Annotated in this window: 29 protein-coding genes and 1 tRNA gene; 16 read left to right on the top strand and 14 right to left on the bottom strand. The window is 68.8% G+C overall.

The window, feature by feature from the left end; translation table 11 throughout:
• The first annotated feature begins 85 nt into the window (after window positions 1-85).
• Complete coding sequence (locus DVH23_RS08680) at window positions 86-499, top strand: Lrp/AsnC family transcriptional regulator (RefSeq protein WP_114577035.1); 414 nt, start codon at window positions 86-88, stop codon at window positions 497-499.
• Here DVH23_RS08680 and DVH23_RS08675 read toward each other — a convergent pair whose 3' ends face one another.
• Window positions 500-1,201 (bottom strand): PHP domain-containing protein, encoded by a 702-nt coding sequence (locus DVH23_RS08675; RefSeq protein ID WP_198667883.1) that lies wholly within the window; start codon window positions 1,199-1,201, stop codon window positions 500-502.
• Window positions 1,202-1,253: 52 nt separating this feature from the next.
• Between DVH23_RS08675 and DVH23_RS08670 the strand changes: the two genes are divergently transcribed.
• The 3 genes from DVH23_RS08670 (at window position 1,254) to DVH23_RS08660 (ending at window position 3,217) form a co-directional block, all read left to right on the top strand.
• Window positions 1,254-2,213: a diacylglycerol kinase family protein gene (locus DVH23_RS08670; protein WP_114577033.1), complete on the top strand. Its 960-nt coding sequence runs from the start codon at window positions 1,254-1,256 to the stop codon at window positions 2,211-2,213.
• 46 nt (window positions 2,214-2,259) lie between these two features.
• Window positions 2,260-2,823: an isopentenyl-diphosphate delta-isomerase gene (locus DVH23_RS08665; RefSeq protein WP_114577032.1), complete on the top strand. Its 564-nt coding sequence runs from the start codon at window positions 2,260-2,262 to the stop codon at window positions 2,821-2,823.
• 94 nt (window positions 2,824-2,917) lie between these two features.
• The gene (locus tag DVH23_RS08660; RefSeq protein WP_114577031.1) at window positions 2,918-3,217 is read left to right on the top strand and encodes a hypothetical protein; all 300 of its coding nucleotides are present in this window, start codon (window positions 2,918-2,920) and stop codon (window positions 3,215-3,217) included.
• Here the strand turns inward: DVH23_RS08660 and DVH23_RS08655 are convergent.
• From DVH23_RS08655 to DVH23_RS08640, 4 genes are all read right to left on the bottom strand, one after another.
• Complete coding sequence (locus tag DVH23_RS08655) at window positions 3,214-3,516, bottom strand: hypothetical protein (protein WP_114577030.1); 303 nt, start codon at window positions 3,514-3,516, stop codon at window positions 3,214-3,216. The two genes, DVH23_RS08660 and DVH23_RS08655, sit on opposite strands and share 4 nt — an antisense overlap.
• Before the next feature lie 31 nt (window positions 3,517-3,547).
• Entirely contained in the window at window positions 3,548-4,594 is a 1,047-nt protein-coding gene (locus DVH23_RS08650; RefSeq protein WP_114577029.1) for a zinc-binding dehydrogenase, read from the bottom strand.
• 63 nt (window positions 4,595-4,657) lie between these two features.
• Window positions 4,658-6,136: an MATE family efflux transporter gene (locus DVH23_RS08645; protein ID WP_114577028.1), complete on the bottom strand. Its 1,479-nt coding sequence runs from the start codon at window positions 6,134-6,136 to the stop codon at window positions 4,658-4,660.
• A gap of 422 nt (window positions 6,137-6,558) precedes the next feature.
• Entirely contained in the window at window positions 6,559-7,401 is an 843-nt protein-coding gene (locus DVH23_RS08640) for a bifunctional 2-polyprenyl-6-hydroxyphenol methylase/3-demethylubiquinol 3-O-methyltransferase UbiG (protein WP_114577027.1), read from the bottom strand.
• 114 nt (window positions 7,402-7,515) lie between these two features.
• Between DVH23_RS08640 and DVH23_RS08635 the strand changes: the two genes are divergently transcribed.
• A complete protein-coding gene (locus tag DVH23_RS08635; protein ID WP_198667882.1) occupies window positions 7,516-8,025 on the top strand; it encodes a molybdenum cofactor biosynthesis protein B in 510 nt (169 codons plus the stop codon).
• 3 nt (window positions 8,026-8,028) lie between these two features.
• Window positions 8,029-8,811: a 5-formyltetrahydrofolate cyclo-ligase gene (locus DVH23_RS08630; RefSeq protein WP_114577025.1), complete on the top strand. Its 783-nt coding sequence runs from the start codon at window positions 8,029-8,031 to the stop codon at window positions 8,809-8,811.
• Window positions 8,812-8,836: 25 nt separating this feature from the next.
• On the opposite strand, the gene DVH23_RS08625 is transcribed toward DVH23_RS08630, so the two are convergent.
• A complete protein-coding gene (locus DVH23_RS08625) occupies window positions 8,837-9,124 on the bottom strand; it encodes a GYD domain-containing protein (protein ID WP_114577024.1) in 288 nt (95 codons plus the stop codon).
• A 113-nt stretch (window positions 9,125-9,237) separates the two neighbouring features.
• Between DVH23_RS08625 and pyk the strand changes: the two genes are divergently transcribed.
• From pyk to DVH23_RS08600, 5 genes are all read left to right on the top strand, one after another.
• Window positions 9,238-10,992: a pyruvate kinase gene (pyk, locus tag DVH23_RS08620; RefSeq protein ID WP_114577023.1), complete on the top strand. Its 1,755-nt coding sequence runs from the start codon at window positions 9,238-9,240 to the stop codon at window positions 10,990-10,992.
• A 131-nt stretch (window positions 10,993-11,123) separates the two neighbouring features.
• Window positions 11,124-11,354 (top strand): MarR family transcriptional regulator, encoded by a 231-nt coding sequence (locus DVH23_RS08615; protein WP_114577022.1) that lies wholly within the window; start codon window positions 11,124-11,126, stop codon window positions 11,352-11,354.
• A 95-nt stretch (window positions 11,355-11,449) separates the two neighbouring features.
• Window positions 11,450-11,980, top strand: coding sequence for a 50S ribosomal protein L16 (locus DVH23_RS08610; RefSeq protein WP_114577021.1), 531 nt, complete (start codon window positions 11,450-11,452; stop codon window positions 11,978-11,980).
• Between the two features lie 122 nt (window positions 11,981-12,102).
• Window positions 12,103-12,786 (top strand): bacterio-opsin activator domain-containing protein, encoded by a 684-nt coding sequence (locus tag DVH23_RS08605; protein WP_232833717.1) that lies wholly within the window; start codon window positions 12,103-12,105, stop codon window positions 12,784-12,786.
• Window positions 12,787-12,837: 51 nt separating this feature from the next.
• On the top strand, window positions 12,838-13,719 hold the full coding sequence (locus tag DVH23_RS08600) for a RimK family alpha-L-glutamate ligase (RefSeq protein ID WP_114577019.1): 882 nt from the start codon (window positions 12,838-12,840) through the stop codon (window positions 13,717-13,719).
• On the opposite strand, the gene DVH23_RS08595 is transcribed toward DVH23_RS08600, so the two are convergent.
• Window positions 13,706-14,101 (bottom strand): Hsp20/alpha crystallin family protein, encoded by a 396-nt coding sequence (locus DVH23_RS08595; protein WP_114577018.1) that lies wholly within the window; start codon window positions 14,099-14,101, stop codon window positions 13,706-13,708. The genes DVH23_RS08600 and DVH23_RS08595 overlap by 14 nt on opposite strands.
• A gap of 38 nt (window positions 14,102-14,139) precedes the next feature.
• On the bottom strand, window positions 14,140-15,192 hold the full coding sequence (locus DVH23_RS08590) for a type II glyceraldehyde-3-phosphate dehydrogenase (RefSeq protein ID WP_114577017.1): 1,053 nt from the start codon (window positions 15,190-15,192) through the stop codon (window positions 14,140-14,142).
• Window positions 15,193-15,402: 210 nt separating this feature from the next.
• Here DVH23_RS08590 and gap point away from each other — a divergent pair, with 210 nt between their 5' ends.
• Both gap and DVH23_RS08580 read left to right on the top strand, forming a co-directional pair.
• Window positions 15,403-16,461, top strand: a complete 1,059-nt coding sequence (gene gap / locus DVH23_RS08585) for a type I glyceraldehyde-3-phosphate dehydrogenase (RefSeq protein WP_114577016.1) — start codon at window positions 15,403-15,405, stop codon at window positions 16,459-16,461.
• 37 nt (window positions 16,462-16,498) lie between these two features.
• A complete protein-coding gene (locus tag DVH23_RS08580; protein ID WP_114577015.1) occupies window positions 16,499-17,701 on the top strand; it encodes a phosphoglycerate kinase in 1,203 nt (400 codons plus the stop codon).
• Between the two features lie 190 nt (window positions 17,702-17,891).
• Here the strand turns inward: DVH23_RS08580 and DVH23_RS08575 are convergent, their stop codons facing one another.
• From DVH23_RS08575 to DVH23_RS08560, 4 genes are all read right to left on the bottom strand, one after another.
• Window positions 17,892-18,170, bottom strand: coding sequence for a hypothetical protein (locus DVH23_RS08575; protein ID WP_114577014.1), 279 nt, complete (start codon window positions 18,168-18,170; stop codon window positions 17,892-17,894).
• A 149-nt stretch (window positions 18,171-18,319) separates the two neighbouring features.
• Window positions 18,320-20,182, bottom strand: coding sequence for an SLC13 family permease (locus DVH23_RS08570; RefSeq protein ID WP_114577013.1), 1,863 nt, complete (start codon window positions 20,180-20,182; stop codon window positions 18,320-18,322).
• A gap of 249 nt (window positions 20,183-20,431) precedes the next feature.
• The gene (locus DVH23_RS08565; RefSeq protein WP_114577012.1) at window positions 20,432-21,142 is read right to left on the bottom strand and encodes an SOS response-associated peptidase; all 711 of its coding nucleotides are present in this window, start codon (window positions 21,140-21,142) and stop codon (window positions 20,432-20,434) included.
• A gap of 241 nt (window positions 21,143-21,383) precedes the next feature.
• Window positions 21,384-22,547 (bottom strand): sugar MFS transporter, encoded by a 1,164-nt coding sequence (locus tag DVH23_RS08560; RefSeq protein ID WP_198667881.1) that lies wholly within the window; start codon window positions 22,545-22,547, stop codon window positions 21,384-21,386.
• 92 nt (window positions 22,548-22,639) lie between these two features.
• Between DVH23_RS08560 and DVH23_RS08555 the strand changes: the two genes are divergently transcribed.
• Window positions 22,640-23,326 (top strand): hypothetical protein, encoded by a 687-nt coding sequence (locus tag DVH23_RS08555; RefSeq protein WP_114577011.1) that lies wholly within the window; start codon window positions 22,640-22,642, stop codon window positions 23,324-23,326.
• Between the two features lie 27 nt (window positions 23,327-23,353).
• On the opposite strand, the gene DVH23_RS08550 is transcribed toward DVH23_RS08555, so the two are convergent.
• Window positions 23,354-23,959, bottom strand: a complete 606-nt coding sequence (locus DVH23_RS08550; RefSeq protein ID WP_114577070.1) for a DsbA family protein — start codon at window positions 23,957-23,959, stop codon at window positions 23,354-23,356.
• A gap of 188 nt (window positions 23,960-24,147) precedes the next feature.
• Here DVH23_RS08550 and DVH23_RS24195 point away from each other — a divergent pair, with 188 nt between their 5' ends.
• Both DVH23_RS24195 and DVH23_RS08545 read left to right on the top strand, forming a co-directional pair.
• Window positions 24,148-24,294 (top strand): hypothetical protein, encoded by a 147-nt coding sequence (locus DVH23_RS24195; protein ID WP_198667880.1) that lies wholly within the window; start codon window positions 24,148-24,150, stop codon window positions 24,292-24,294.
• A 1-nt stretch (window position 24,295) separates the two neighbouring features.
• Entirely contained in the window at window positions 24,296-24,571 is a 276-nt protein-coding gene (locus DVH23_RS08545; RefSeq protein WP_114577010.1) for a PadR family transcriptional regulator, read from the top strand.
• A gap of 245 nt (window positions 24,572-24,816) precedes the next feature.
• Here DVH23_RS08545 and DVH23_RS08540 read toward each other — a convergent pair.
• Window positions 24,817-24,898 (bottom strand) — tRNA-Ser (locus DVH23_RS08540).
• Window positions 24,899-25,022: the final 124 nt, after the last annotated feature.

The raw sequence follows: 25,022 nt of genomic DNA, 5'->3' as shown, positions 1-25,022 counted from the left end.
GTCGAATCCTATAAGCGTTGTCTTCGAAGGTTCGTTACGAAATTCGTAATCGTCAAGTGTGTCTCGCGTGTAGGGTCCGATCTCAATGGACGAGCTCGACCGGCGGATCCTCCACAGCCTCCGGCGGGACGCCCGAAAGCCCTACACTGAGATCGCAGACGACGTGGGGACCAGCGAGGGGACGGTCCGCAACCGCGTCGAGCGGATGGTCGAGGAGGGGATCATCGAACGCTTTACCGTGACGACCCGGACGGGCAACGTCAAGGCGATGCTCGAGATCGGCGTCGCGGTCGACGTCGACACGGCGAGCGTCTCCGAGCGGATGGCCGAGTGGGAGGAGGTCGATTTCGTCTGGATGGTTTCCGGCGACGAGGACATCGTGCTCGTCGTCGACGCCGCCGACACGAAAAGCGTCAACGACCTCATCAGCCAGGCCAGAGAACAGGAGGAGGTCGTGAGCACGAAGACGCGGCTGATCCTCGACGAACAGCTGGGCTGACTACTCCTCGGGGGGCTCGCCGATGCCGGGACTCGAGGAGCCGAGGACGCTGTCGGGGTGTTTCCGGCGGTGGATCTCCCGGTAGAGCCGCCGGAGGAGCCGGTCGGTGATCCCGTTTCGAACCCGTGCCTCGACGCGGCCGTCCCGGATCGCGGCGACGACGGACTCGGGGGTGAGTTCGGGCGCGTCGATCAGGGTGTACGCCCGGCCGGCCTCGATGGGGTAGTGGGCGTCGCTGCCGCCGACGAGGGGCAGGCCCCGTTTCTCGGCGATCTCGGCGACCAGCGGCCGGGTCTGGGGGTGTTTGCCGTTGATCTCGACGGCGTCGACCGCGAGGTCGTCGAGCTCGGTGACGGTGCTGTTCCGGAAGGGGTGGGCGACGATCGCCGCACAACCCCGGTCGTGGGCGAGCCCGACGGTTTCGGCGGGGGTGAGCTCGCCCGGGGCAGTCTCGCGTGGCGGATCGGGTCCGACGACGAGGACGTGGCCGCGGGTAGTCGAGACCTCGACGCCGGGGATGATGGTCGCTCCCGACGGCGAGAACGGGGTGTAGTAGTCGTGGTTGGTCGTCGCGACCCCGTCGAGGCCGCGTCGCGCGGTCTCCCAGGCGAGAAGCCGGACCCCGAGCGGGTCGAACAGGTCGCCGAGCGTACGATGGCCGTGAAATGCGCGCGTGTGGGCGTGGAGGTCGACGGCGAACACACCTTGTGTAAGCACACCCGGTACTTTTGCTCTTCCTAAACGTATCGCCGCCATGGCCAGGGACGAGAACGGGCGCATGCTGATCTGCAACCCGACGAGCGGGAGCGGCAACCACGTCGATCGCGTGGTCGAACTCGCCGGCGAGTACGGCTTGGCCGTCCGTCGGACCGAGGGGGAGGGCCACGCGCGGGAACTCGCCCGCGAGGCCGCCCCCGACGTCGATCTCGTCGCGGCGGCCGGCGGCGACGGCACGATCAACGAGGTCGTCAACGGGATGGCCGAGGCCGACGCCCTGGAGGACACGACCCTCGGGGTCGTCCCCAGCGGGACGGGCAACAACTTCGCCTCGAACGTCGGGATCGAGGGCGTCGAGGACGCCTTCGAGGTCATCGACGACGGCGAGCGCCGCGACCTCGACCTGGGGGTGACGAACGAGCGCGCGTTCGTCAACTCCTGTGTCTGTGGGATCACCGCCGAGGCCAGCGGGGCGACGAGCTCCGAGGAGAAAGACCGCTTCGGCATCCTCGCCTATCTCCTGAAGGGAATCGAGCAGGTGAGCGAGTTCGACGCCCTCCCGCTCCGGGTCGAACTCGGCGGGGGCGAGGGCCAGCCGGTCCGCTGGGAGGGCGAGGCGATGTTCGTCCTCGTGGGCAACTGCCGGCGGTTTACGACCGCCCGGCGCGCCCAGGCGAACGTCGAGGACGGCGAGTTCGAGGTCGCGATCATCGAGCGAGCGTCGGCGGCCGACCTCGCCGGCGAGGCCGCCTTCGGGGGGCTGTTCGGCGAGGACGGCAACGACGCGATCGTCCGCCGACGGGCGCCCTCGCTGTCGATCGAACACCGGGAAGGCGAGGCAGTCGAGTACAGCCTCGACGGCGAGATGCTGGCGGCCGAGGCCCTCGAACTCCGGACCCACGCCGGGGCGCTCTCGGTGGCCGTCGGCGGCGGCTACCGGCCGGACCCCGACGCCGACGACGGAGGGCTCGGGATCGGCGCCGGCGACGCGCGGTAGGCCGCGAGTCGATACTGGTTTGTGGCCCCTTCCCGATCGTAGCGTCATGAGCACGCGCCAGACCGCCGACGACGCCGTCCACGAGAACGCCGCCCAGGACGTCGTCGCCGTCGAGGCCGATGACACCGCCATCGAGACGGTCAACCGCCTCGAGGCCCACACCGGCGACGGGATCCGCCACCGGGCGTTTACGGCCCTGGTCTTCGATCACGACGACAACGTTCTGCTGGCCCGCCGGGCTCCCGGCAAACGCCTCTGGGGGAGCTACTGGGACGGCACCGTCGCCTCCCACCCCGCCGAGGGCCAGAGCCAAGAGGAGGCCACCCGCGAACGGCTGGCGGAGGAACTCGGGATCACCGACGACCAGTACCACGACCTCCGGGTCACCGATCGTTTCGAGTACAAACGATACTTCGAGAACGCCGGCGTCGAACACGAGGTCTGTGCGGTGCTCCAGCTCACCCTCTCGGAGGTCGACCTCGAGCCCGATCGCGAGGAGGTCGCCGGCCTGCTGTGGGTGCCCTATGACCGCCTCCGGAACTCCCCCGAGGACTACCGTCAGCTCCGCCTCTGTCCGTGGTTCGAGATCGCCATGCGCCGGGACCTGTAGGCGTTCTCGGCGTGTGACACACAGTGACAACCCTTATGGTCGGGGGTTCCGTAGCTCGGATCGACGGCCGGCGCCGACCGGCCGCCCGATCGATATGACCAGCCCACCGCAGGAACGCGAGACGTACACGATCGCCCTCGACCGCGAGGAGCGCTGGGTCGTCCACCACGTCCTCACCGACCGCATCGACGACCGGATCGACGACGGCGAACGGCCCCCCGAGCGGCTGCTCGACCTCGTCTCCCGGATCGAGGACGGCGAGAAAACGCTCACCGGCCGCCAGCTCCGTACCCTCCAGGACGCTCTCCGAACGTATGCAGGAGCCGACGGGACGCCCTCGCGGGACGTCGAACTCGCATCGGCGGTCGCCGCCCGCCTCGAGGCCCTCGGTTAGGGCCGCGTCGTCGCCCACACCGCAGCCACCGCGAGCGCGAGCGCCGGCGCCAGCGGCAGGATGAGGAACGCGACGACGTAGTTCGTCTCCGGCGGCCACAGCACGATTGCGAGCGGCGAGACGATGAAGGCGACGACGATGACTCCCACGAGCACCCAGCCCCGCCGGCCGAACTCCCGCTCGGCGGCCGTCGGATGGACTCCCTCGAGGGACTCGCCCTCGCGTTCGGGGCCGTCCTCGCGGCGCTCGCCGTCTGCGTTCGCGGGGTCGTGGACGTAGCCGTCGTCGCTCCGGCTCACGTCCGGGCTTCGCCGGCTCCCCTCAAAGCCCTCACGGTTCCTCGACGGAATCGGGGACGAGGACGACCTTTCCGAACCCCTCCCGCCCTTCGAGCAGCTCGTGGCCCCGGGCGGCCTCGCTCATCGGAAGGGTCTCGCGGATCGCGGGCTCTAACTGTCCGTCCCAGACGAGTTCCATCACGTCGTCGACCTGGCCGGGCGTGGCCATCGTCGACCCCAGTACGGAGAGTCCGTTCCAGAAGATCCGCCGGACGTCCGTCTCGGGGTTGGGTCCCGTCGTCGCGCCGCAGGTGACCAGCCGCCCGCCCTTCGCGAGCGCGCGGATCGACTCGCGCCAGGTGTCGCCGCCGACGTGATCGACGACGACGTCGACGCCCCGTTTCCCGGTCTCCTCGCGGACCCAGTCGGCGAAGCTCTCCTCCTCGTAGTTACAGACGTGGTCGGCACCGAGTTCGCGGGCGGCCTCGAGTTTCGCCTCGGTGCTGCCGGTGGCGTACACCTCCGCGCCCGCGTACGCGGCGATCTGGACCGCGGCGTGGCCGACGCCACCGCTGGCACCGAGCACGAGGATCGATTCGCCCGGTTCGATTTCCGCACGGTCTATCAGCATCCGCCAGGCCGTCTGGAAGACCAGCGGCGCCGATCCCGCGATCGCCCAGTCGACGCCCTCGGGGACGGGGATCAGGTTTGCCTCGGGAACGGCGGCGTACTCGCTGTGGACCCCGCGGACGTGCTCGCCGATGATGTGAAAGCCGGTACAGAGGGTGTACTGGCCGTTCCGACAGAACTCGCAGTCCCCACAGGAGACGCCCGCCGAGAGTGCGGCACGGTCGCCCGCCGAGAATCGCGAGACGTCCGCGCCGACCTCCCGGACGACCCCCGCGGCGTCGCTCCCGGGAACGTGGGGCATCTCGAGGTCGATCCCCGGCATCCCGCGGCGGACCCAGAGATCGAGATGGTTCAACGCACCCGCCCTGATCTCTACGAGCACCTCGTCGGAGCCGACTTCGGGGTCGGGGTAGTCGCCGTACTCGATGACGTCGGTGTCGCCGTGGCCCGCGAACTGGACTGCCTGCATGGTCGTGTCGTGCCTCCGAGGGGTGAAAACGATTGGCGCCGCGGCGCCGTGGTCGGGAGCCGATCACGTCTCCGCGTCGTGGGCCGAATTCCGGCCCGAATCCGGCCCCAGCACGTCGCCGAGCCAGTAGCCCCGGACGAAGACGTACGTCCCCGCGACGGCCGCGGTGACGTTCGAGAGCGCGATGGCGTACCACGCGCCGGGGGCGCCGAGAGCGAGGACGACCACCAACAGGAGCGCGATAGCGGCGCGGGCGCCCCACAGCGTCGTGACGCCGACCGTCATCGCCAGCCGGGTCGATCCCGCACCGTAGAACGCGCCGTTCATCATGTGGTAGACGGCCATGACGGCCCAGGTCGGGGCGACGATCCGGAGGAAGGTCGCGCCGTGGGAGACGATCGGTTCGGCACCCGGTCCGGTGACGAACAGGGAGACGAGCGGCCGCGCGAACCACACCGTGAGCGCGCCCGCGACGAGGAAGACGGAGCCGAGGATCGCGATAGCGACGTACACCGTCCGGCGGGCGCGATCGGGCCGCCCACCCCCGAGGTTGTGTCCGACGACCGTCTCGACGGCCATCCCCATCGCCGCCATCGGGAGCCAGACGAGTGAGACGAAGCGGGTCCCGATGCCGTAGGCGGCGACGGCCTCCGCGCCGACCGTGGCGACGAGCGCCGTCATGACGATGGCCGCGACCGACTGCGTGCTCTGGTCGATCGCCCCCGGCCCGCCGATCCGGACGAGTCGGGTTACCAGCTCGCGGTCGGCCACGAGGTCGCCCGGCTCAAGGCTCAGTCCGACGCGGTCGCCGAACAGCAGCCAGAGACCGACGGCGGCGGCGACGGCCCGCGAGAGCACCGTCGCGCCCGCGGCGCCCGCGACGCCGAACCCCGCGAAGTCCGTGGCGGCGAACAGCGACTCCTCGAGACCCCGGAGACCGGTCCAGCCGAAGATGGGGTTGTCCGTGAATCCGAGGATCAAGAACGGGTCGAGGAGGAGGTTGACTCCGACGCCGAGAACCATCAGGTACATCGGGGTCTTCGTGTCGCCCCAGCCCCGAAGGAGCGCCATGAAGACGTGAAAGCCAAAGGTGAAGGGCATCCCGAGGACGATGATCCGGGTGTAGGTGACGGCGAGTTCGTGGACCTCCGTCCCGGGAGTCGTGCCGATCGCGCTCAGTGCCATCGGCGCGAGGACCGCTCCGAGGATCGAGACGGCGATCGAGAGGAGTCCGACGAACCCGAGGGTCCCGCCGGCGACGCGTCCAAGGTCGTGGTCGTTGCCCGCGCCGGCGTGCTGGGCGACGAGGATCGTTCCGGCGTTGGTCATCCCCGCGCCGAGGCTGACGAGCAGGAAGATGAGCGGCCACGAAAAGGAGAGAGCGGTCACCGCGTCGGCGCCGACCTGGCCGACCCAGAACGTGTCCGTGAGGTTGTAGGCGACTTGGAGCAACTGTGTCGCCGTCAGCGGACCGGCGAGCGCGAGCAGGGGCCACGCGATCGGTCCTTCGGTGAATCGGCCCTCCGCCGACGCGTCGGTCACGGTCCCTCCTCGAGCGCTATGGTCGGGTCGTCGCGTGGCGGTTCTCTCGGGGTCGTCCGATCGCTCGCCTCGAGGAAGTCGAAAGGGGGCGGGCTACGGCGCGGTCGGGGGCTGTGCGTCGCGCGGGTCGTGATCGGCGATCCGGTGGCCGGACTGCCGTTCGGGCGTGACATATGGGTGGGAATCTCTCATCGGGATGGCTGGTCGTCGAACTCTCTCCAGAACCGGCGGAGAACGCGGGTGGACCAAACGGCACGCTGCTAAAGGTGGCGAGGAGTCGGTCGTCGAAGCCACGGCTTGCGACCGGGGAGACCGACCGTGGGCCCGCGTGGGGCCCGGTTACGGGGCGGCGCGCATCGAACTGGTGGAGGCGACGGCCCGCCCCGAGATAGAGCTTTCGGCGCCACCGCGGGAACCGCCGGTCAGACCCGGGCGACCGCGAGAATGTGGTTCGACCAGTCCACGACCGCCGGGTCGGTCCTGAGTTCTCGAACCGCCTCGCGGACCCCCTCCTCGTCGCCCTCGGCCATCTCGGCGTCGTCGAGACGCTCGCCGACGTTGGCGGCGACCCCCTCGAGCCCGACCAGCTTCTCGACGTCGAAGCCCGCGCTCTCGAGGGCGGCCTCTAGCTCCGCGGCCCGGAAGAAGTGACACTCGGTGAAGCCGGGGTCGTCGGTCTGCCCGAGGGCGAACTCGCGGGTGTAGGAGCCGGTGCGGGCGATCTCGGCCATCCCCCCGTGGTACTTCGGGTTCCGAACGAGATTCTGGAGGACCGCGAGCCGGCCCATCACGGAGACGAAGACGGGCGCACCGGACCGGCCTGCCCGCCGGAGTTCGCCCAGCGCGGTCGCCCGCTCGTCGTCATCGACGACGTGCGAGAGCGGGCCGCCGGTACAGACGACGGCGTCGAAGGCATCCGTTTTCACGGGCAGCGCCCGGAGGTCGCCCCGCCGGACGCGAACCCGCCCGTCGAGACCACGCTCCCGGACTTTCTCGCGGGCAATGGCACACTGGCGTTCGCTCAGGTCCACCAGGGTCACGTCGTACCCCCGTTCGCCGAGCCAGACGGCGTACCGTCCGGCGCCGCCGCCGGCGTCGAGGATTCGGCCCGAATCGGGGAGATAGCGTCTCAGGGTAGTCGTCGTCCCCTCGAGTTCGAGGCGCCCGCCGAGGGTCGCCTCGAGACGATCCCACTCCTCGCGGCCGTACTCGTCGTAGTACCGCCGGGGCTCGAGGGTGGGCGGAGGGTCGTCGTTTCCGCTCATGTCCGCGTCTCCGGCTCCGGACCGAAGAAGCCACCGGCGGTATGATTCGAGATGACATGGGACGACCGCCGCGATCCACGGGCGTTTAACCCGGCCGGTTCCGAACGCGGGGGTATGGCTACGGACGAGCCCGGCGAAGGGACCCTCGGAGCGGCAGTGGTGACGGTGTCGTCGGCCAGATCGCTGTCGGCCGACGAGCCCGGCGACGCGATTGTCGCGGCGTTCGAGGAGGCGGGCCACGAACTCGCGACCCGGGAGCTGATCGCGCCCGGCTTCGACAACGTCCAGTCGGTCGTCTCCCGGCTCGTCGGCCGCGAGGACGTCGACGTCGTCGTCACGACCGGCAGTACGGGCGTCGGCCCCGAGGACGTCACATTGGAGGCCGTCTCCCAGTTCATCGAAAAGGAGTTGCCCGCGTTCTCCCAGCTGTTCACCCGACTGGGCTACGAGGAGGTCGGCACCGGCGTCCTCCGGGCCCGGTCGCTGGGTGGCGTCTCCGACGGGGTGGCGATCTTCTGTCTGCCCGACGACGTCGCGGCGACCAGACTCGCCGCCGAGTCGATCATCGTCCCGGAAGCGCCGGCGATCGTCGAGCAAGCAATGGACGAAGAGGACGAGGAGTGAGCCATGGGGGCCGACAAGGAGGCGATCAGACGGCGGGTCTGGGACGACCTGGAGGAACGTGGCGTCGCCCGCTTCCCGTTCCCGCCCCACGGCCGGATCCCCAACTTCGCGGGCGCCGCCGACGCCGCCGACCGGCTGGCCGACACCCCCGAATGGGAGGGTGCAGAGCGGATCAAGGCCAACCCCGACGCGCCACAGCTTCCCGTCCGCCGGCGCGCGCTGCGAGCGGGCAAAACGCTCTACATGGCCGTTCCCCGCCTGCGCGAGGCCGAGTGTTTCATCGAACTCGATCCCCGCTCTCTGGAACCGGAGGAGTACGATCCGGCGACGACCGTCTCGGGGATCGGCGAGTACGGGGAACAGGTCGGACCCGACGCGATGGCGCCGATCGACCTGATCGTCTCGGGGAGCGTCGCGGTCGATGCCCAAGGTGGGGACGCGGACGAGGCGGGCGGAAGCGAGGATGCGGATGGCACTGGGGGCGACGGGAGCGAGCCCGGCACCGGCGCCCGGATCGGCAAGGGCGAGGGCTACAGCGACCTCGAGTTCGCCCTCGCTCGGGAACTGGGGCTCGTCGACGGCGAGACGCCGGTCGCGACGACTGTCCACGAGCGCCAGCTGGTGGCCGGGATCGAGCCCGCGGCCCACGACGTCCCGATGGATCTCGCGGTCACACCCGAGCGAGCGATCCGGCCGGATACGGGCGAGAAGCCAGTGGGGATCGACTGGGACCGTCTGGACGAGGAGCGGATCAGTGAGATCCCCGTCCTCGAGGAGCTTCGGTAGAGCCGTCGAATCGAAAAGACCGTCCTCAGATGTCGCCGACGAGGTCGGCGAAGTCGTCGGTGTCGACGACCTCCATCGTCTGGGCCGAGAGGCCGTGGCGGCGCATCGTCAGCGCCGCTTTGAACGCCGCGTCGCGGTCGGGTGCGTCGAAAATCACGAGGAAGTCGTGTTCGCCCATGATCGCGTACGACTCCACGAGTTCGGCGTGGTGGTCCTCGAACTCGGTCCGGATCTCGCCCCAGATCGACGCCAGCTCCTGGGCGTTCTGGACGTCGCGATCGGCGGCTTCGACGAGGGAGGCGTATCGTACCATGGACGACCTACAAAACGCCGCCCCAAAACGTTTGGCAAACCGTCGGAGCATGCGAACGAAAGCCAAAACCGGCGTCAGCCACCTTTTTCCCGGCCAGCCGCCTACCGCTCGTCATGAGAAACGCCAAGATCGTCTGTACGCTCGGGCCGGCCTCGAACTCCCGGCGGAGGGTTCGAGAGCTCGCGGAGGCGGGGATGGCCGTCGCGAGGCTGAACGCGAGCCACGGCACCCCCGAGGACCGCGCCGAACTGATCGAGACCGTCCGGGAGGTCGACGAGTCGATCGACGCGCCCGTCGCCGTGATGCTCGACATGCAGGGCCCGGAGGTCCGGACCGCACCCCTCGGGGAGGGCGAGACGGTCGCCCTCGAGACCGACTCGACGGTACGGTTCGTCGAGGGCGAGGAGGCGACGCCGGAGGAGGTCGGACTCTCCCTGTCGATCGACGGCGTCGGCGTCGGCGACCGGATCCTGCTCGACGACGGGCTGATCGAGACCAGAGTCGAGGCCGTCAAGGACGAGTCGGTCGTCGCCCGCGTCGAGAGCGGGGGGAGCCTGGGCGGGCGAAAGGGAGTCAACATCCCCGGGGTCGATCTCGACCTGGACGTCGTCACCGAGACGGACAGACGGGATCTCGAGTTGGCCGCCGAGAAGGGCGTCGACTTCGTCGCGGCGAGTTTCGTCCGGGACCCCGGAGACGTCTACGCGGTCGAGGAGGTCCTGGAGGAACTCGGCGTCGAGATCCCGATCGTCGCGAAGATCGAGCGGGCGGGCGCCGTCGACAATCTGGAGGGGTTGATCGACGCCTCCTACGGGATCATGGTCGCCCGGGGCGATCTCGGCGTGGAGTGTCCGATGGAGGACGTCCCGATGATCCAGAAACGGATCATCCGGCAGTGTCGCGAGGCCGGCGTCCCGGTGATCACGGCGACGGAGATGCTCGACTCGATGGTCCACGCGCCCCGCCCCACGAGGGCCGAGGCCTCCGACGTCGCCAACGCCGTCCTCGACGGCACCGACGCCGTGATGCTGTCGGCGGAGACGGCCGTCGGCGACCACCCCGCTGCCGTCGTCGAGGCGATGGACAGCATCGTCCGCGAGGTCGAAGGGTCCAACGAGTACGCAGAGCTGTTAGAACAGCGGGTGCCGGCCTCGGGCGAGGCCCGGACCGACGCGCTGGCGCGCTCGGCGCGCTTTCTCGCCCGCGACATCGACGCCGATGCCGTCGTCGCCGCCACCGAGTCGGGGTACACCGCCCTGAAGACCGCGAAGTACCGTCCCGGGGTTCCGGTCGTCGCCTCGACGCCGAGCCACGAGGTACGGCGCCGGCTCGCGCTCTCGTGGGGTGTCCAACCGCTGTACGCGCCGGTCTCCGACCAGGGCGCCGGCGCGGTCGTCGAGAAGGCGGTCCAGTCGGCTCTCGACGCGGGCGTGGCCGACAGCGGCGACACCGTCGTCGTCCTCTGTGGGATGATGACCGACCTGGAGGGTGCGAACACGACGAACATGCTCAAGGTCCACGTCGCCGCCGACGCGGTCGCGACCGGCCGGGTCGTCGTCGAGGGCCGCGTCTCCGGCCCGGTCGTCCACCTCGCCGACGGCGACCTCTCGGGGGTCGAATCCGGCTCGATCGTCTTCCTGAAAGAAGGGTTCGACGACGAGTTCGACGGCGACCTCTCGACGGTTGCGGGCATCGTCGACGCGACCCGCGGGATGACCGGCTACGCCGCCCTCGTCGCCCGCGAGATGAACGTCCCGATGATAAGCGGGGCGGATCTCTCGGACGTACCCGGGGACGCGGTGGTGACGATCGACGCCGAGCGAGGCGTCGTCTACGGCGGCTCGATCGACGACCGGACCGAGCGATAGCCGGGTCGTTGCGACCGGAGCGGCCGCCACGTTACAACACCACAATATACATATAATCACATCCTTATCGATTAGATCGTATTAACTGACTGCGGCATAGATTTATATTGGATGTCGCCGTTTTCGGAGGTATGATCCAACAGCAACTCGAGGCCGAGACGATCGCTCCCCTTCCCGAGACCCTGACGTCGCCGGAGGCCAAGCTGGTCTACCTCTACGTCGACGCCGCCGGGGGCGCGACGGTCGACGACCTGAACGAGACCCTCGCGATGCAGAAGATGAGCATCCTGAGCGTCCTGAACTCGCTTTCGGGCGAGAAGTTAGTCGAGAAGTCCGGCAGCCGGTACGTCGTCTCGAGCTGAAGCGACCTGCCCCGAACCGCTCCGAGCGCTCCGGCGGCGCCGGTGGGGGTTCGAAGCCTTTATCCGCGCGGTAGGCGTCCGTTTTCCCAACAACCATGGCCGAGAAACCCGCCTCCATGTACCGGGAGATCGACAAGCCGGCGTACACGCGCCGGGAGTACATCACCGGGATTCCGGGCTCGAAGATCGCACAACACAAGATGGGCGACGTCGGGGCCGACCCCGAGGACTACCCCGTCCAGATCAGCCTCGTCACCGAGGAGGAAGTCCAGATCCGCCACGGCAGCCTCGAGGCCTCCCGGCTGTCGGCCAACCGCCACATGCTGAAAAACGCCGGCGAGGGCAACTACAAGATGATCCTCCGGAAGTTCCCCCACCACGTCATCAGGGAGAACAAGCAGGCGACCGGTGCCGGCGCCGACCGGGTCTCCGACGGGATGCGCCAGGCGTTCGGCAAGATCGTCGGCACCGCCGCCCGGATCCAGGAGGGCGAGCGAATCTTCACGATCTGGTGTGACGTCGACGACGCCGGGTTCGCAAAGGAGGCCCTCCGGCGGGCGTACAACAAGGTCTCGCCGCCGTGTCGGGTCGTCGTCGAGAAGGGCGAACAGGAACTCATCTCCTAAACTGGCCGGCGACCCCGGCCGATCGGCGCTCGAGTGCTATCGCCGGCAGTCGCCTTTCTCCCGCCGCCGGTCGGAACACTTAGTACATCGTCCGGACACCACGCCCATTAATGGGAGGAACGGTGGTCGAAGTCGGACTCCCTGCCGAGGAGTTCGCGCTTTCGGAAACGACGGCTCGGTTCGACGACCTCGAGTACGAGATCGAGCGCGTCGTCGCCCACGGCGACGGTCGCGTGCTGCCCTACGTCTGGATCGACGGGCCGAGCGTCGGCGACGTCGAGGCGGCCCTCGCCGAGGACGATACCGTCGAGGACTTCGAGCGGATCGCGGACCTCGAGGAAGAACGACTGTACAGAATGGACTGGGTCGCGCGGATCGACACCCTCGTGCGGATCCTGGTCGAGGAGGAGGGCGCGATCCTGTCGGCACAGGGCAACGGCGACGACTGGACGCTCCGCATCCTCTTTCCGAGCCGGGAGGCGCTCTCGCGGACCCACGACTACTGCGAGGAGCGCGGGCTCGCGATGGAGATCCACACGATCTACGACGTCGACGACGGCCGACAGGGCCGGTTCGGGCTGACCGACAGCCAACAGGACACTCTGCTTTCGGCCTTCGAGAAGGGCTACTACGAGATCCCTCGAGAGGCCTCGATGGACGACCTCGCCGAGGAGATGGGCGTCTCCCACCAGGCGCTGTCCGAACGCATTCGGCGAGGCCATCGGATGCTGGTCGAGAACACCGTCATCATCGGCGACCAGGGCTCCGGGGACGACCGGACGTCGGGGACCGGAAAGGGGGACTGACCCGGATCGAGTCGTCGGGGGGCTTTTGGCCCGTCGCTGCGATCCTCGGACATGCTCGAGCTCGCGGTCGCCAACAGGGAGGAGACGTTCGAACGGATGGCCGACCCCCTCGCCGAGCGGGGGATCGCGGTCCGTCACGTCCCCGTCCGCGAGCGGACCACTTCCCTCGCGGACCCGCCCTGGTCGCCCGAGGAGTTCGACGCCGGCTTCGTCTTTCCGGGCCGGGTGATGGAGGGCGGGGTCGCGACCGCGCTGCTCTCGGTCCCCTGGCTCAACGGCCGCGAGGCCGTCATGACCTCGCGCAACAAAGGCGAGGTGCTCGCCCGCCTCGAGCGTGCCGGCCTCCCGGTCCCCGACTCGGTGTACGTCTCGAGCCAGGTCGATCCCGGGAAACTACTCGAGGCGTTCGAGCGGTTCGAGCCGCCCGTGGTCGTCAAACCGAACTCGACGACCCGCGGGATCGGGGTCGCCCGCGCCGGCGACGCCGACTCCTTTCTGGGGATCTGTGACTACCTCTCGATGGTCCACGACTACCACGCGACCGGCGACAAGTCGTTTCTCGTCCAGGAGTACCTCCCCGACGCCGTCGATTACCGGGTGATGGTCCTGGAGGGCGAGTACGTCGGCGCCGTCGAGCGACGGCTGCCAGAGCCCGCCCGGGCCGCAGGGCAGTGGAAACACAACGTCCACCGGGGGGCGGAGGCGACCGGGATCGACCTTCCCGCCGAACTCCGCGACCTCGCCGAGGCGGTCGCCGCCGAGTTGGAGATCCCCTTTTTGGGAGTGGACCTGCTGGTCACCGACGAGCGGGCGGTCGTCAACGAGACCAACGCCCGGCCGACGATCGATCGGGCGACGAAGTACGAGCCGGAGTTTTACGACCGGTTGGCGGGGGCCATCGAGGCGACCGCCGACCGGGCTACTCGACGCTGATGTCCGAGGAGGAGGCGGCGGGGTCGAAGACGACCTCGAGGACGCCGTTGTTGTAGGTCGCCTCGGCGGTGTGTTCGTCGACCCGGCGGGGAAGCGAAACGCGCTCGTCGTACTCGCGGTGTTCGCTGTGGGCCGAGACCGTCAGCGTCCGCCCGTCGCACTCGAGGTCGATGTCGCCCTTCTCGACGCCGGGGAGGTCGGCGACGACCCGAACCTCGTCGCCGACGTCGTGGATGTCGACGTGGGTGTCCGATCCGAAGCCGGCGTCGGCGCCTCCGGGGCCGCCGGCGCCGACGTTGGCGCCGCCGGTCATCTCGTTCATCATCCGCTCGATCTCCCGGAAGAAGTCGTCGAAGGGCTCGTCGCGGTCGTCTCTGACCATACCCGGGGTTGGGACGGCCGGAGCAAAAACCTGTTCCCTCAGTCGGCGATCTGGCGGTCGGCGGCGCGCTCGCGGCCCTCGAAGCGCTCGAGGCCGATCCCGAGGGCCTCGTTAGTGGTGGCCATGCTCTCGGCGGCGTCGGCCTCGCCGGCGATCGCGCGGATCGCGTCGACGTTCTCGGGGACGACGTTCGACTCCTGGTGGATCGCCTGCAGACAGTAGAGGTCGCCGTCCCGGACCGCGATCGACTCCTCCCAGATCGCGTTCTCCCAGACGTCGTTCCGGGGGCGGCCGGCGTCGCCCGCGAGGTCCCGCAGGCCGCCCGTCCCCTCGATCCCGGCGTAGCCCGGAACCAGAAGCAGGCGGTTCTCTCCGGCGAGCCGGTCCCGGATCTCCCCCGCGTCGGCGTCCTCGGCGAGGGAGACGTTGACCGCGTGGACGTGCATCATCGTCGTCGGCACCCGGAGGGCGATCGTGTCGATGGCGAGTTCGGGGAAGATCGTCCGGACGTCGGGACCGTGGTGGGAGGGCAGGGAGACGGGGTCGGGGACGACGTCGTTGATCGGGCCACGGGAGGTCTGGGTCGGGTCGCCCCCGCGGCGGACGAGCGTCACGCGAGCCTTCTCGATCCCCGCGAGTTCCTCGATCGGCGCGAGCAGTCGGGAGAGGCCGGTCGTGTTACAGGAGACGACCCGGACGTAGTCGGCCTCGCTCGCCTCCGCGAAGTTCGCTCGGGCGTTGAAGCTGGCCTCGGCGACGGTCGCGTCCTCGCCGCCCTGGAAGATCGCGGGGGTATCGTGGCGCTCGTAGAGCGGACGGTTCTCGGCGCCGACCCCCGAGGGGGTCGCGTCGACGACGACGTCGCTCTCGCGGACGAGGTCCTCGACGCCGCCGGCGAGGGTGATATCGACCGCCGAAAACGGCGCCGCGTCCTCGGCGTACAGATCGTACCCGGTCTCGTCGGCGCCGACGGCGGCGTAGTCGGGGCTTCGCTTCGCGACGCCCGCCACGCGCATGCCGGGCTGGGCGCGGACGGCGTCCGCGACGCGCTTGCCGATCGTTCCATACCCGTTGATTCCGACACGGATCATTACCTCCCGGTCCACCGCCGACGCCCATAACTATTTCGCAGAAATTTGATAGATGTTTACTCGTAATAGAGTTGTAACGCCGGAAACCGCCGGAAGACGCGGGTTTCTCCCACGGTAATACGTGACAATGTTCGGAGAGCGAGGGCGCTACGGGGGGAGGAACGTGACCGAAGGGGTATCTTCTTTAGCGCGGGCCCCGATTACTCATACATGAGTGAACATTCCGTCGAGTCGGCCGAGGGGACCGTCCGCGTCGGGCTGAACGGGTTCGGACGGATCGGGCGGAACGTGCTCCGGGCCTCCCTCGCACACGACACCGTCGAGATCGTCGCGATCAACGACATCATGGACGACGAGAAGATGGCCTACCTCCTCGAGTACGACTCTGTCGCAGGTCGCCTGGACGGCGTCTCCCTCGACGACGGCACCCTCACCGTCCAGGGCCAGGAGATCACGCTCACCTCCGAACGCGACCCGACGAACCTCCCCTGGGACGACCACGACGTCGACGTCGCCTTCGAGGCCACCGGCCTCTTTCGGACCCACGACGACGCCGCCCAGCACCTGGAAGCCGGCGCCGAGAAGGCGATCATCTCCGCGCCCCCGAAGGGCGACAAGGAGGTTCTGACGGTCGTCTACGGCGTCAACCACGACGAGTACGACGGCGAGGACGTCGTCTCGAACGCCTCCTGTACGACCAACAGCATCGCCCCCGTCGCGAAGGTCCTGGACGACGAGTTCGGCATCGAATCGGGACTCCTGACGACCGTCCACGCCTACACCGGCACCCAGAGCCTCGTCGACGGTCCGGCGGGCAAGACCCGCCGCGGTCGGGCCGCCGCCGAGAACATCATCCCGACCTCGACGGGCGCGGCCCAGTCGACGACCGAAGTGCTCCCCCAGCTGGAAGGGAAATTAGACGGGATGGCGATGCGCGTGCCCGTTCCGAGCGGGTCGATCACGGACTTCACCGTCGATCTCGAGGGCAACCCCTCCCGCGAGGAGATCAACGACGCCGTTCGGGCGGCCGCCGACGGCGACCTCGCCGGCGTGCTGGGGTACACCGACGACGAGATCGTGTCCAGAGACATCCTGGGGCTGCCGTTCTCGACGTACGTCGACCTCGAGTCGACGATGGTCGTCGAGGACGGCCTCGCGAAGGTGCTGACCTGGTACGACAACGAGTACGGCTTCTCCGCCCGGATGCTCGATCTCGCGACCTACCTCATCGAGGGCCGGGCCGAAAGCGGCGCCTCGCCGCGGCCGTAGGGCCGGATTTAACCCCTCCCGGAGCGATTCTCGGCTCATGCCTTCGTTCGGAACCGTCGAGGACCTCCCGCCGGAGCAGCGCCTGCTCGTCCGTCTCGACCTGAACGCCCCCGTCGAGGAGGGCGTCGTCAAGGACAACAGGCGCTTTTCGCGCCACGCCGAGACCGTCGAACGGCTGCTCGACGACGGCCACGCCCTCGCCCTGCTGGCCCACCAGGGCCGGCCCGGCCGGGACACCTTCGTCTCGCTGGGGCAACACGCGGAGATCCTCGCCGACCATCTCGATAGGGAGGTCGAGTTCGTCGCCGACACCTTCGGCGAGGAGGCCCTCGAAGCGATCGACGACCTCGCGGGCGGCGAGGTCCTCCTGCTCGAGAACGTCCGGATGTGCGACGAGGAGTTGCCCGAGAAGACTCCCGAAGAACACGCAGAAAGCGAGCTCGTCCGGACCCTGGCCCCCGAGTTCGACGCCTACGTCAACGACGCCTACTCGGCGGCCCACCGCGCCCACGCCTCGATCGTCGGCTTTCCCCTGGTCATGGACGCCTACGCGGGACCCGTCATGGAAACGGAGTACACCGCCAACTCCGCGATCCGCGAGCGGGAGTTCGACCGCGTGACGATGGTCCTGGGGGGAACGAAAGCCGAGGACCTCATCCCCGTGATCGAGCGCCTCGAGGGCGTAGACCGGTTCTGTCTGGGCGGGATCGTCGGCGAACTCTTCCTCCGGGCGGCGGGCCACGACGTCGGCTACGACGTCGAGAGCGACCTGTTCGACGACCAGTGGGACGAGAATCGCGAGGAGATCAAGGAGACCCTCGAGACCCACGGCGACCGCCTCGTCCTCGCGAGCGACCTCGCCTACGAGGACGCCGCGGGCGAGCGCGCGGAGGTCGCCGTCGACGGCGTCGAGAAGGAGACCTCCTTTCTCGACGTCGGGAGCGACACCGTCGCGACCTACGCCGACCACGTCTCGGAGTCGGATGCGGTCTTCGTCAAGGGCGCGCTCGGAGTCTTCGAGGACGAGCCCTTTTCCGACGGCACCGTCGGCGTTCTGCGGGCCATCGCCGACACCGACTGCTTCTCGGTCGTCGGCGGCGGGGACACCTCCCGGGCGATCCCGATGTACGACCTCCCCGAGGACGCCTTCTCACACGTCTCGATCGCCGGCGGTGCCTACGTCGCCGCGCTCACCGGCGAGGAACTGGTCGCGATCGAGGTCCTGGAGCGAGACGGGTAGAACGGAGAAGGGCGTCGTAGAAGCGGCTCTCGCCGGGTACGACAACCGTCTTCGGGGGACCGGGGACCACGACGACGTCGCCGTCGGCACGGGCCGGGATCGCCGATCCCGGTCTCGACGGGTCCGACACCGGCGTCGGCCTCGATGGCGCCGCCGCCCCGGCTCGAATTAGCCGGCGAAGACGACCGAGTTATCGTTTGGTCACGGACGCGAGGGGGCCGAGAGACACGGTTCGTTGGACGGTGGAATCGTCATCCGCGTCGGCATCGTTCCCGCCGGTCGAGACGCTGAACGCGTACTCGGCGGTGACGCCAGTGAGTTGGTTCTCATCGGTTTCGACGAACAGGACGCTCCGCTCGTTCCCGTCCGGGGTTTGGACGACGGTCCCTGTTCGCGAGACCACGTTCCCGGAGCGCGTCGATTCGTATGCGATTTCGACCTGATCACCCGACTTGACCTCCTCTCCCATATCCGAACCTCGGGAGCGGAGGTGTTATCGGTTTTTCGTTCGCTCCGTTCGGTACTCGGCCACGACGGACGAAACCGTTCCCGGTCCACACGGGTTCCGTGATCGGCTCTCCGGTCACCGTCGGGCAGTGGCTGGCCGTCCCCTTTCGATCACACCCCCCAAAACAGCGCGATTCCGAGGACGGTGACGATTGAGAGAAGCACCTGGAGGGGCGCGCCGATCCGGAAGTAATCGGTGAAGCGATAGCCGCCCGGGCCGTAGACGAAGAGGTTGGTCTGGTAGCCGATCGGGCCCAGGAACGCGGTGCTGGCGGCAAAGGTGACTGCAAAGACGAACGCGAGCGGGTTCGCATCGATGCCCGCTGCTGCGGCCGCTGCGACCGGAATCATGAGGACGACGCTCGCGTTATTACTGATCAGTTCGGTGATGAGGCCGGTGACGATGTAGAACAGCCACAGCACGACGATCGTGGGAAGGAAGCCGGCCGTCGAGACGACCAGAAAGGCGAGATACGCGGCCGCACCGCTCTGTTCTAACGCGATTCCGAGCGGAATAACGCCCGCCAGCAGGAAGATGACGTCCCACTCGACGGCGTCGTACAGCTCGTTGGGGTCGAGGACGCCGGTGACGACCATCGCGACCACGCCCATGAGCGCCGAGACCAAAATGGGGTAGAGCTCGAGGGCAGCGACGGCGACGACGCCGATCATGATCGCGACGGCGATCGGTGCCTTGTTCGCGCGGTACTCCCGTCGGGGCGGTTCCCGAGCGACGATCACGTCGTCGCGTCTGGAGAGGCGATCGAGCGTGTCGGGCGCCGCCTGGACGAGGAGCGTGTCCCCGACGTCGAGACGGTGGCCGACGAGCCGACCGCCGATGAGTGTGCCACGGTGGCGGAGGCCGAGCACTGCGGCGCCGAACTCCACACGGAAGCGCTCGGGATCCAGTCGTTCGCCGACCAACCGCGAATCGAGCGAGACGACCAGTTCGGTGAGGACGCTCTCGGAATCGGCCGGCGCGAGTTCCTCGGTCGATCGCGGGTCGCCGACGAGTTCGACTGCCCCACTATTCTCGAGCATCTCGACTGCGTCTCGGCCCGTTCGGACCACGAGCACGTCGCCGTCCTCGAGTCGAACCACCTGCTGGGGGGCAACCGATCGATCCCCGTCCCGGACGACCTGGACGACGTCGACTCCGTCGCCCAGTATCGTCGTCGCGTCGCCGACCGTCTCGCCCCCGAGGGGTGACCCTGGACCGATCGCTATCTCCGCGATATAGTCGCCGACGTCGTACGTCTCGACGTAGTCCGCCCGTGGAGGGACGCGCTCGGGGAGAAGGGAATGTCCGACGAAGATCAGGTAGAGCGCCCCGACGACGACGACGATCACGCCCAACTGCGTGAACTCGAACATCGAGAACCGGTGGAGTTCGGGGTACTCGCTCCCGAGACGGCCGCTGATGTCGCTCGCGAGGAGGTTCGTCGAGGTGCCGACGAGCGTGAGCATGCCGCCGACCTGCGAGGCGTACGAAAGCGGGATGAGGAGCTTCGACGGGGAGGTGTGCCCCCGGTTCGCGACGTCGGTCACGACCGGCACGAGCAGCGCCACGACGGGCGTGTTGTTGAGAAACCCCGAGACGGGGCTCGTCGCGAGGACGGTGGCGAACAGCTGTTTCCGGACGCTGTCGCCCGCGAACGACGCCATCCGGCGTCCGAGCTCCTGGACGAGTCCCGTCTTGGCGATACCGCCGCTGAGGATGAGCATCGCCAGCACCGTGATCGTCGCGTCGTTGGCGAACCCCGAGATGCCGGTACTCGGATCGATGCCCGTCCACGGCTCCAGGACGACGAGCACGACGATCAACGAGATCGCAGTCACGTCGATCGGCAGCCACTCGGTGAGAAAGAACACGAGCGCGAGCACGACGACGCCGAGGACGACGAAGACGTCGGCCGTGAGTTCCGGCCGAACCACCGGCTCCTGGGCGAGCGCCACGCCGGCGGAACTCGGCATGGAACGGTCCACATCGCCCCGTAATGTAACACTTCTGCAAAGAACCCGGACTGTACGCAAACGATGGTGATTCGACGGCGACGGGACCTCTGGCCCGAGGCATCGGTCCGCGTTCTCGCCCACTCACCTGACTCCCACGAACTCGACGACGAGCGTATCGGGGTCGGAGCCGTCCGTGGCGTGAAAACCGGCCAGAATACACGCGGAGATGCCCCGCGAGAGCCGTCGTCTAACGGATCGGTGAGGGAGTTAGATCGGTTCGACCAGCGACGGGTCGTCGGTGTCCGGGCCGTTGACCGCCGTCGAAACCGGGTAGGCACGCATCTCGTCGGCGGGGTAGGACTCGAGCACGCCCCGTGGATCCTCGGCGGAGAGCCACTGTCGTTCGCCGTCCGGCTCGAGGACCGCGGCCATCCGGTGGTGGAGGTCGGCGACGAGGGCGTTGGGTTCGGTCGTCACGACGGTAAAGGAGCCGACCTCGGCGGGCTCCTCGGCGTCGCTCCCGCCGCCGAAGGCGTCGAGGCCGGCCTGGGTCGTCTCCGTCTCCGGCGACCGCCAGAGTCCCGCCATCGCGAACGGGCGGTCGTCCTCGAAGGCGACCCGGTAGGGCTGGCCGTCGGCCCACTCGTAGAAGCCGTCGGCGAGGACGAGACACCGCCCCGCCTCGCGGCCCTCGCTCTCGCCGACACCGCCATCGCGCCCGACCCCCTCGTAGGCCGCCCGGAAACTGGGCTTGCTCGCGACGGTCTCCGCCCGGGCGTTGATCAGCCGGTCGCCGTCCCAGTCGGGCTCGAGGCCCCACTCGAGAGACCGGATCGTATCGGACGCGGCGTCGGTGACGACCGGCAGCCGCTGGCCCGGCGCCATGTTGTACCGGCGCTCGTATGGGCCCTCGAAGCGGGCGTCGAACCGGTCCTCTAGGTCCTCCCGGTCGGCGAACAGGGTGTAGCGGCCGCACATGGTCGTCGTTCGCTCGCCGGCGACAAAACGGCTCCGGCCCCCGGCGGACCGCGGGGTAGCCGACGGCTACCGGGCGTGGGCACGCGGTAGCGAGGGCGTTACGATATAGGGCTCTCTCGTTCCATCGACCGGGGCCCGCGTCGACCCCCTGTCGTTCGCGTGGCTCCCCCGTCCCGCTCCGTGTCACCCGAGCCGCCGGGGTTGGTCCCCTCTCCCCACCCTCGGCCTCCCTCTCGGCCGCTCATCCGCCAGCACGAGCGCCCGGAAGCAGCGACCGGCCGCCGGTCGCGCCGACGACGACGACGAGGGCGACCGAAAGCGAGACCGGGATCCACATCGCCAGCGCGATGCTTTCGACCTCGGCGACGACGCCCATCGTCGTCGGAACGACGGCGATCCCGGCGTAGGTCGCCGCCGAGGTGAGCGCGCTCACGGGGCCGCTGTAGTCGGGGGCGGCCTCGACGCCGTAGGCCGACAGCAGCGGGAAGATCGACGAGATCAGGAGCCCCGTCGCGAACACCGCGAGGAGCATCGCCGGTCCCGACAGCACGACCAACGCGAGCGCGATCGTGGGCACCGCGAGCAGCGTCGTCGCAAGCGCGAGCCGCAGGTAGCCCCCGGACTCGACGAGCCGAGCATAGAGGTACCGGCCGGGGACGTACGCGAGCAGGTACGCAGAGAGCGCGAGGTTCGCGACGTTGCGCTCGAGGAAGGTCCCGGCGTAGTAGGGCAGCCAGGTGAAGATCGCGCCCTCGATCCCGCCGACCAGCGCCATCCCGGCCAGGGCGCCCCGGATCGCCGGCCGGCCGAGGAGTTCGGAGAGCGCCGCCCGGTCGAGTTCGGTCTCCGACCAGCCCGACGGGGAGTCGAGTTTCCAGAGAAGAGCGACCACGGGCAGGAACCAGGCCGCCAGCAGGAGATAGGTGAGCCGCCAGTCGGCGACCGAGAGCACGGCACTGACAACCACCGGTCCCGAAACTGCCCCGATCGACCACGCCAGCGAGTAGAGCACGAAGATCCGGCCCAGCCGGTCGGGGTAGACGTGGCTCAGGAGCGGCCTGTCGAGCCCCCGGAACACCCCCCCTGCGGCGCCCTGGGCGAGCAGCGCCGCCAGGAGCAGGGCGTAGACGGGCGCGATGGCGGTCACGGCCATCGCGAAGGTCATCGCGACCGCGCCGACGAGCATCGTCGCCCTGACGTCGAGGCGACCGGCCGCGAGCCCGACCGCGAGGATCGCGACGACGAAACCGACCGTTCCCGCGGGCGCCACGAGCCCCAGAAGCGACTCCGAGACGCCGAACGTCTCCTCGAAGCTCGAGAGCAGCGCGCCCCGGGTTTGCATCGCCATCCCGTCGCCGGCGACGAAACAGAACGCCGCGCCGAGCCAGAGCTTCCGCCGTGTCACCCCCGGACCTCGCCGCTCCTGATATACGACGCTTCCCCTTCGTGGCCGCCGCCGGCCGAAACGATTACCAACGGCGATGTTCCACGTGAACTATGGACGAGGGTGGACGCGACGTGGCGCCGCTTGCGGCGGTGGAGAACGCGGATCTACCCGAGCCGCCCGAGTTCGGGACCGTCGAACACGTCTGTGCGGACGACGGCACCGAACTCGCCCTCGCGTTCTCGGTCACCGTCGCCCACGGGCGAGCCGCGATCGAGTGGACCGCGAGCTGGGAGGGCGGCGAGCGAAGCGGGCTCACGGACGTGCTCTCCGACCACCACGGCGCGGTGATCTACGACCCCAAGCCGACGATCAACGGCGAGGAAACGACCGGAAGCAAGCTTCCCCCCGAGAAGCTCGAGGCGCTCCGGGCCGACCTCGCGGCGGCCGAGCGCTACGTAGAGCGGGCCCGCGAGGCCGCCGCCGACGCCAGGCGGACCGATCCCCTGGAGCTCGTCGTCGGGGAACACGTCGCCAGGAGCGGGGGCGAGCTGACCGCGACCAGGGTTCTGACCCCTTCCAAGGCCGAGGAGGCGTTCGGCCGGAGCCAGTGGACCGGGGCGGAGCGCGCGCTGATGGCCGCGGTCGAGGACGAACTCGGGACGACCGGGGGGTTCCCGAACGCCGACGGCCCCTTCGCGGAGAGCGCGACCGGCGAGGCGTTCGCCCTCCGGGAGGTCGTGGGCCGGATCGACGGCGTAGCGGGCGAGGACGTCCCCGAGGCGGACGCGGAGCGGTAGCGGCCGGCGACCCCGGCCGGCTCCCGGTCACTCGCCCTCGACGAGGCGCGCCAAGTGCTCAGGCGGGACCGCGCCGCGGGCGGCGTGGTCGCTGTAGACGAACGTCGGGACGCCGGTGATCCCGCGGCGCTCGGCCGCCCCGAACCGCTCCCCGAGGCGTTCGCGGTGGTCCTCGTCGTCGATCGCGTCTCGCAGCGCTCGGCCGTCGAGGCCGACCTCCCGGCCGATCCCGGCGAGCACCTCGGGGTCGCCGATGTCGCGCCCCTCGAGCCAGAGCGCCTCGAGGATCGCCTCGTCGAACGCCTCCCACCGGTCGGGACGGGTCTCTCGGACGAAAAGCGAGGCGACCTGTGCGTCGAAGGAATCGACCTCGGGGGTCTCCTCGAGCGCGAGCATCCCCTCGGCGCCGTACTCCGCTTTCAGGCGCGCGACGTTCTCGCGGACCTGTTCAAAGTAGCCCTCGTCCTTGCCGTCCTCGACGGAGCGGTCGATCTCGCCGTCGGGACCGCGTTTCCCGCTCCGGAGGTCGAACGGGCGCCAGTCGATCCCGAGGTCGTCCTCGCGACGCTCGCGGTAGGAGTCGAGGGACTGCCGACCGAGGTAACAGAAGGGACAGACGTAGTCCGAGTACATCACGATCCGGTCGTCGGTACGGGTCACGACCGCGCTAAGGGGTCGGGACGAATAAATGCCCGATTCGGGCCGGCGGCCCACCTCGCGAGTGGGTCCAGCGACATCCGTCCCTATAGGAAATTCCGTCGTCTAATCGCCATTAACTATCAATACAGTTTAGTTTCTCGGACAGTATGTAGTCGTATAGAATGGTGGGGCTCACCCGACACTGGAGAACGCACCTCGAGAAGGCACTGGAGGCAGAGGAGGCCACCGAGAAGGACTTCCACATCCGGCAGGTGTTACAGTCCGAACAGGACGCCGAGGACGGACCCGATTCGGACGAGGGGAGTTGAGATGGACGACCTCACGGGGTTCCAGCGGGACCTGTTGTACGTCATCAGCGGCTTCGACAGGCCATCAGGCCAGTCGGTCGGCTCGGAGCTAGAGGAGTACTACGAGGCCGAGATCAACTACGGACGGCTCTACCCGAATCTGGACGAACTCGTCGAGAGGGAGTTCGTCGAGAAGGGCGAACTCGACCGCCGGACGAACTACTACGCGATCACCGAGGCCGGACGGGAGGCGATCCGGGCGCGCCGCGAGTGGGAAGAGCAGTACGTCGACGTCTGAGACGGACAGAAGACGGGGGAATCCGGGTATCTATCGCTCGCGGAGTGCTCGCCCCAAAAGCACCTCACGGCGTCGCCGTTCGGCCACTTCGAGGCACCCGCTTCGCTCGCCCCTCGCGACGCCAGGACAGGGATTTGAACCACCTGAAGACGATCTCACTCGCTTCGCTCGTGAGCGTGCGTCTTCCGTAATTCAAATCCCCTCGTTGGGTATCTGCCGCTCGCGGGGTTGCTCGCGGTAGAATACGCCAGGACTGGGATTTGAACCCAGAATCCCGAAAGGGAACACGCTTTCCAGGCGTGCGCCTTACCGTTCGGCCATCCTGGCCCACACGGTGGTAGCCGCGTCCGTCGTTTAACTATTACGAAGCCCCCGACGGCGGAATCGCCCGCCACAGCCCCGCGAGGAATCGCGTCTCTGTGGATCGCCGGAACCGCGCCCGTTTTGGGCC

The sequence above is a fragment of the Saliphagus sp. LR7 genome, from assembly GCF_003344565.1.
In the GTDB taxonomy this organism is placed as follows: Archaea; Halobacteriota; Halobacteria; order Halobacteriales; family Natrialbaceae; genus Saliphagus; species Saliphagus infecundisoli.
This window is presented reverse-complemented; position numbering and strand designations above follow the sequence as displayed.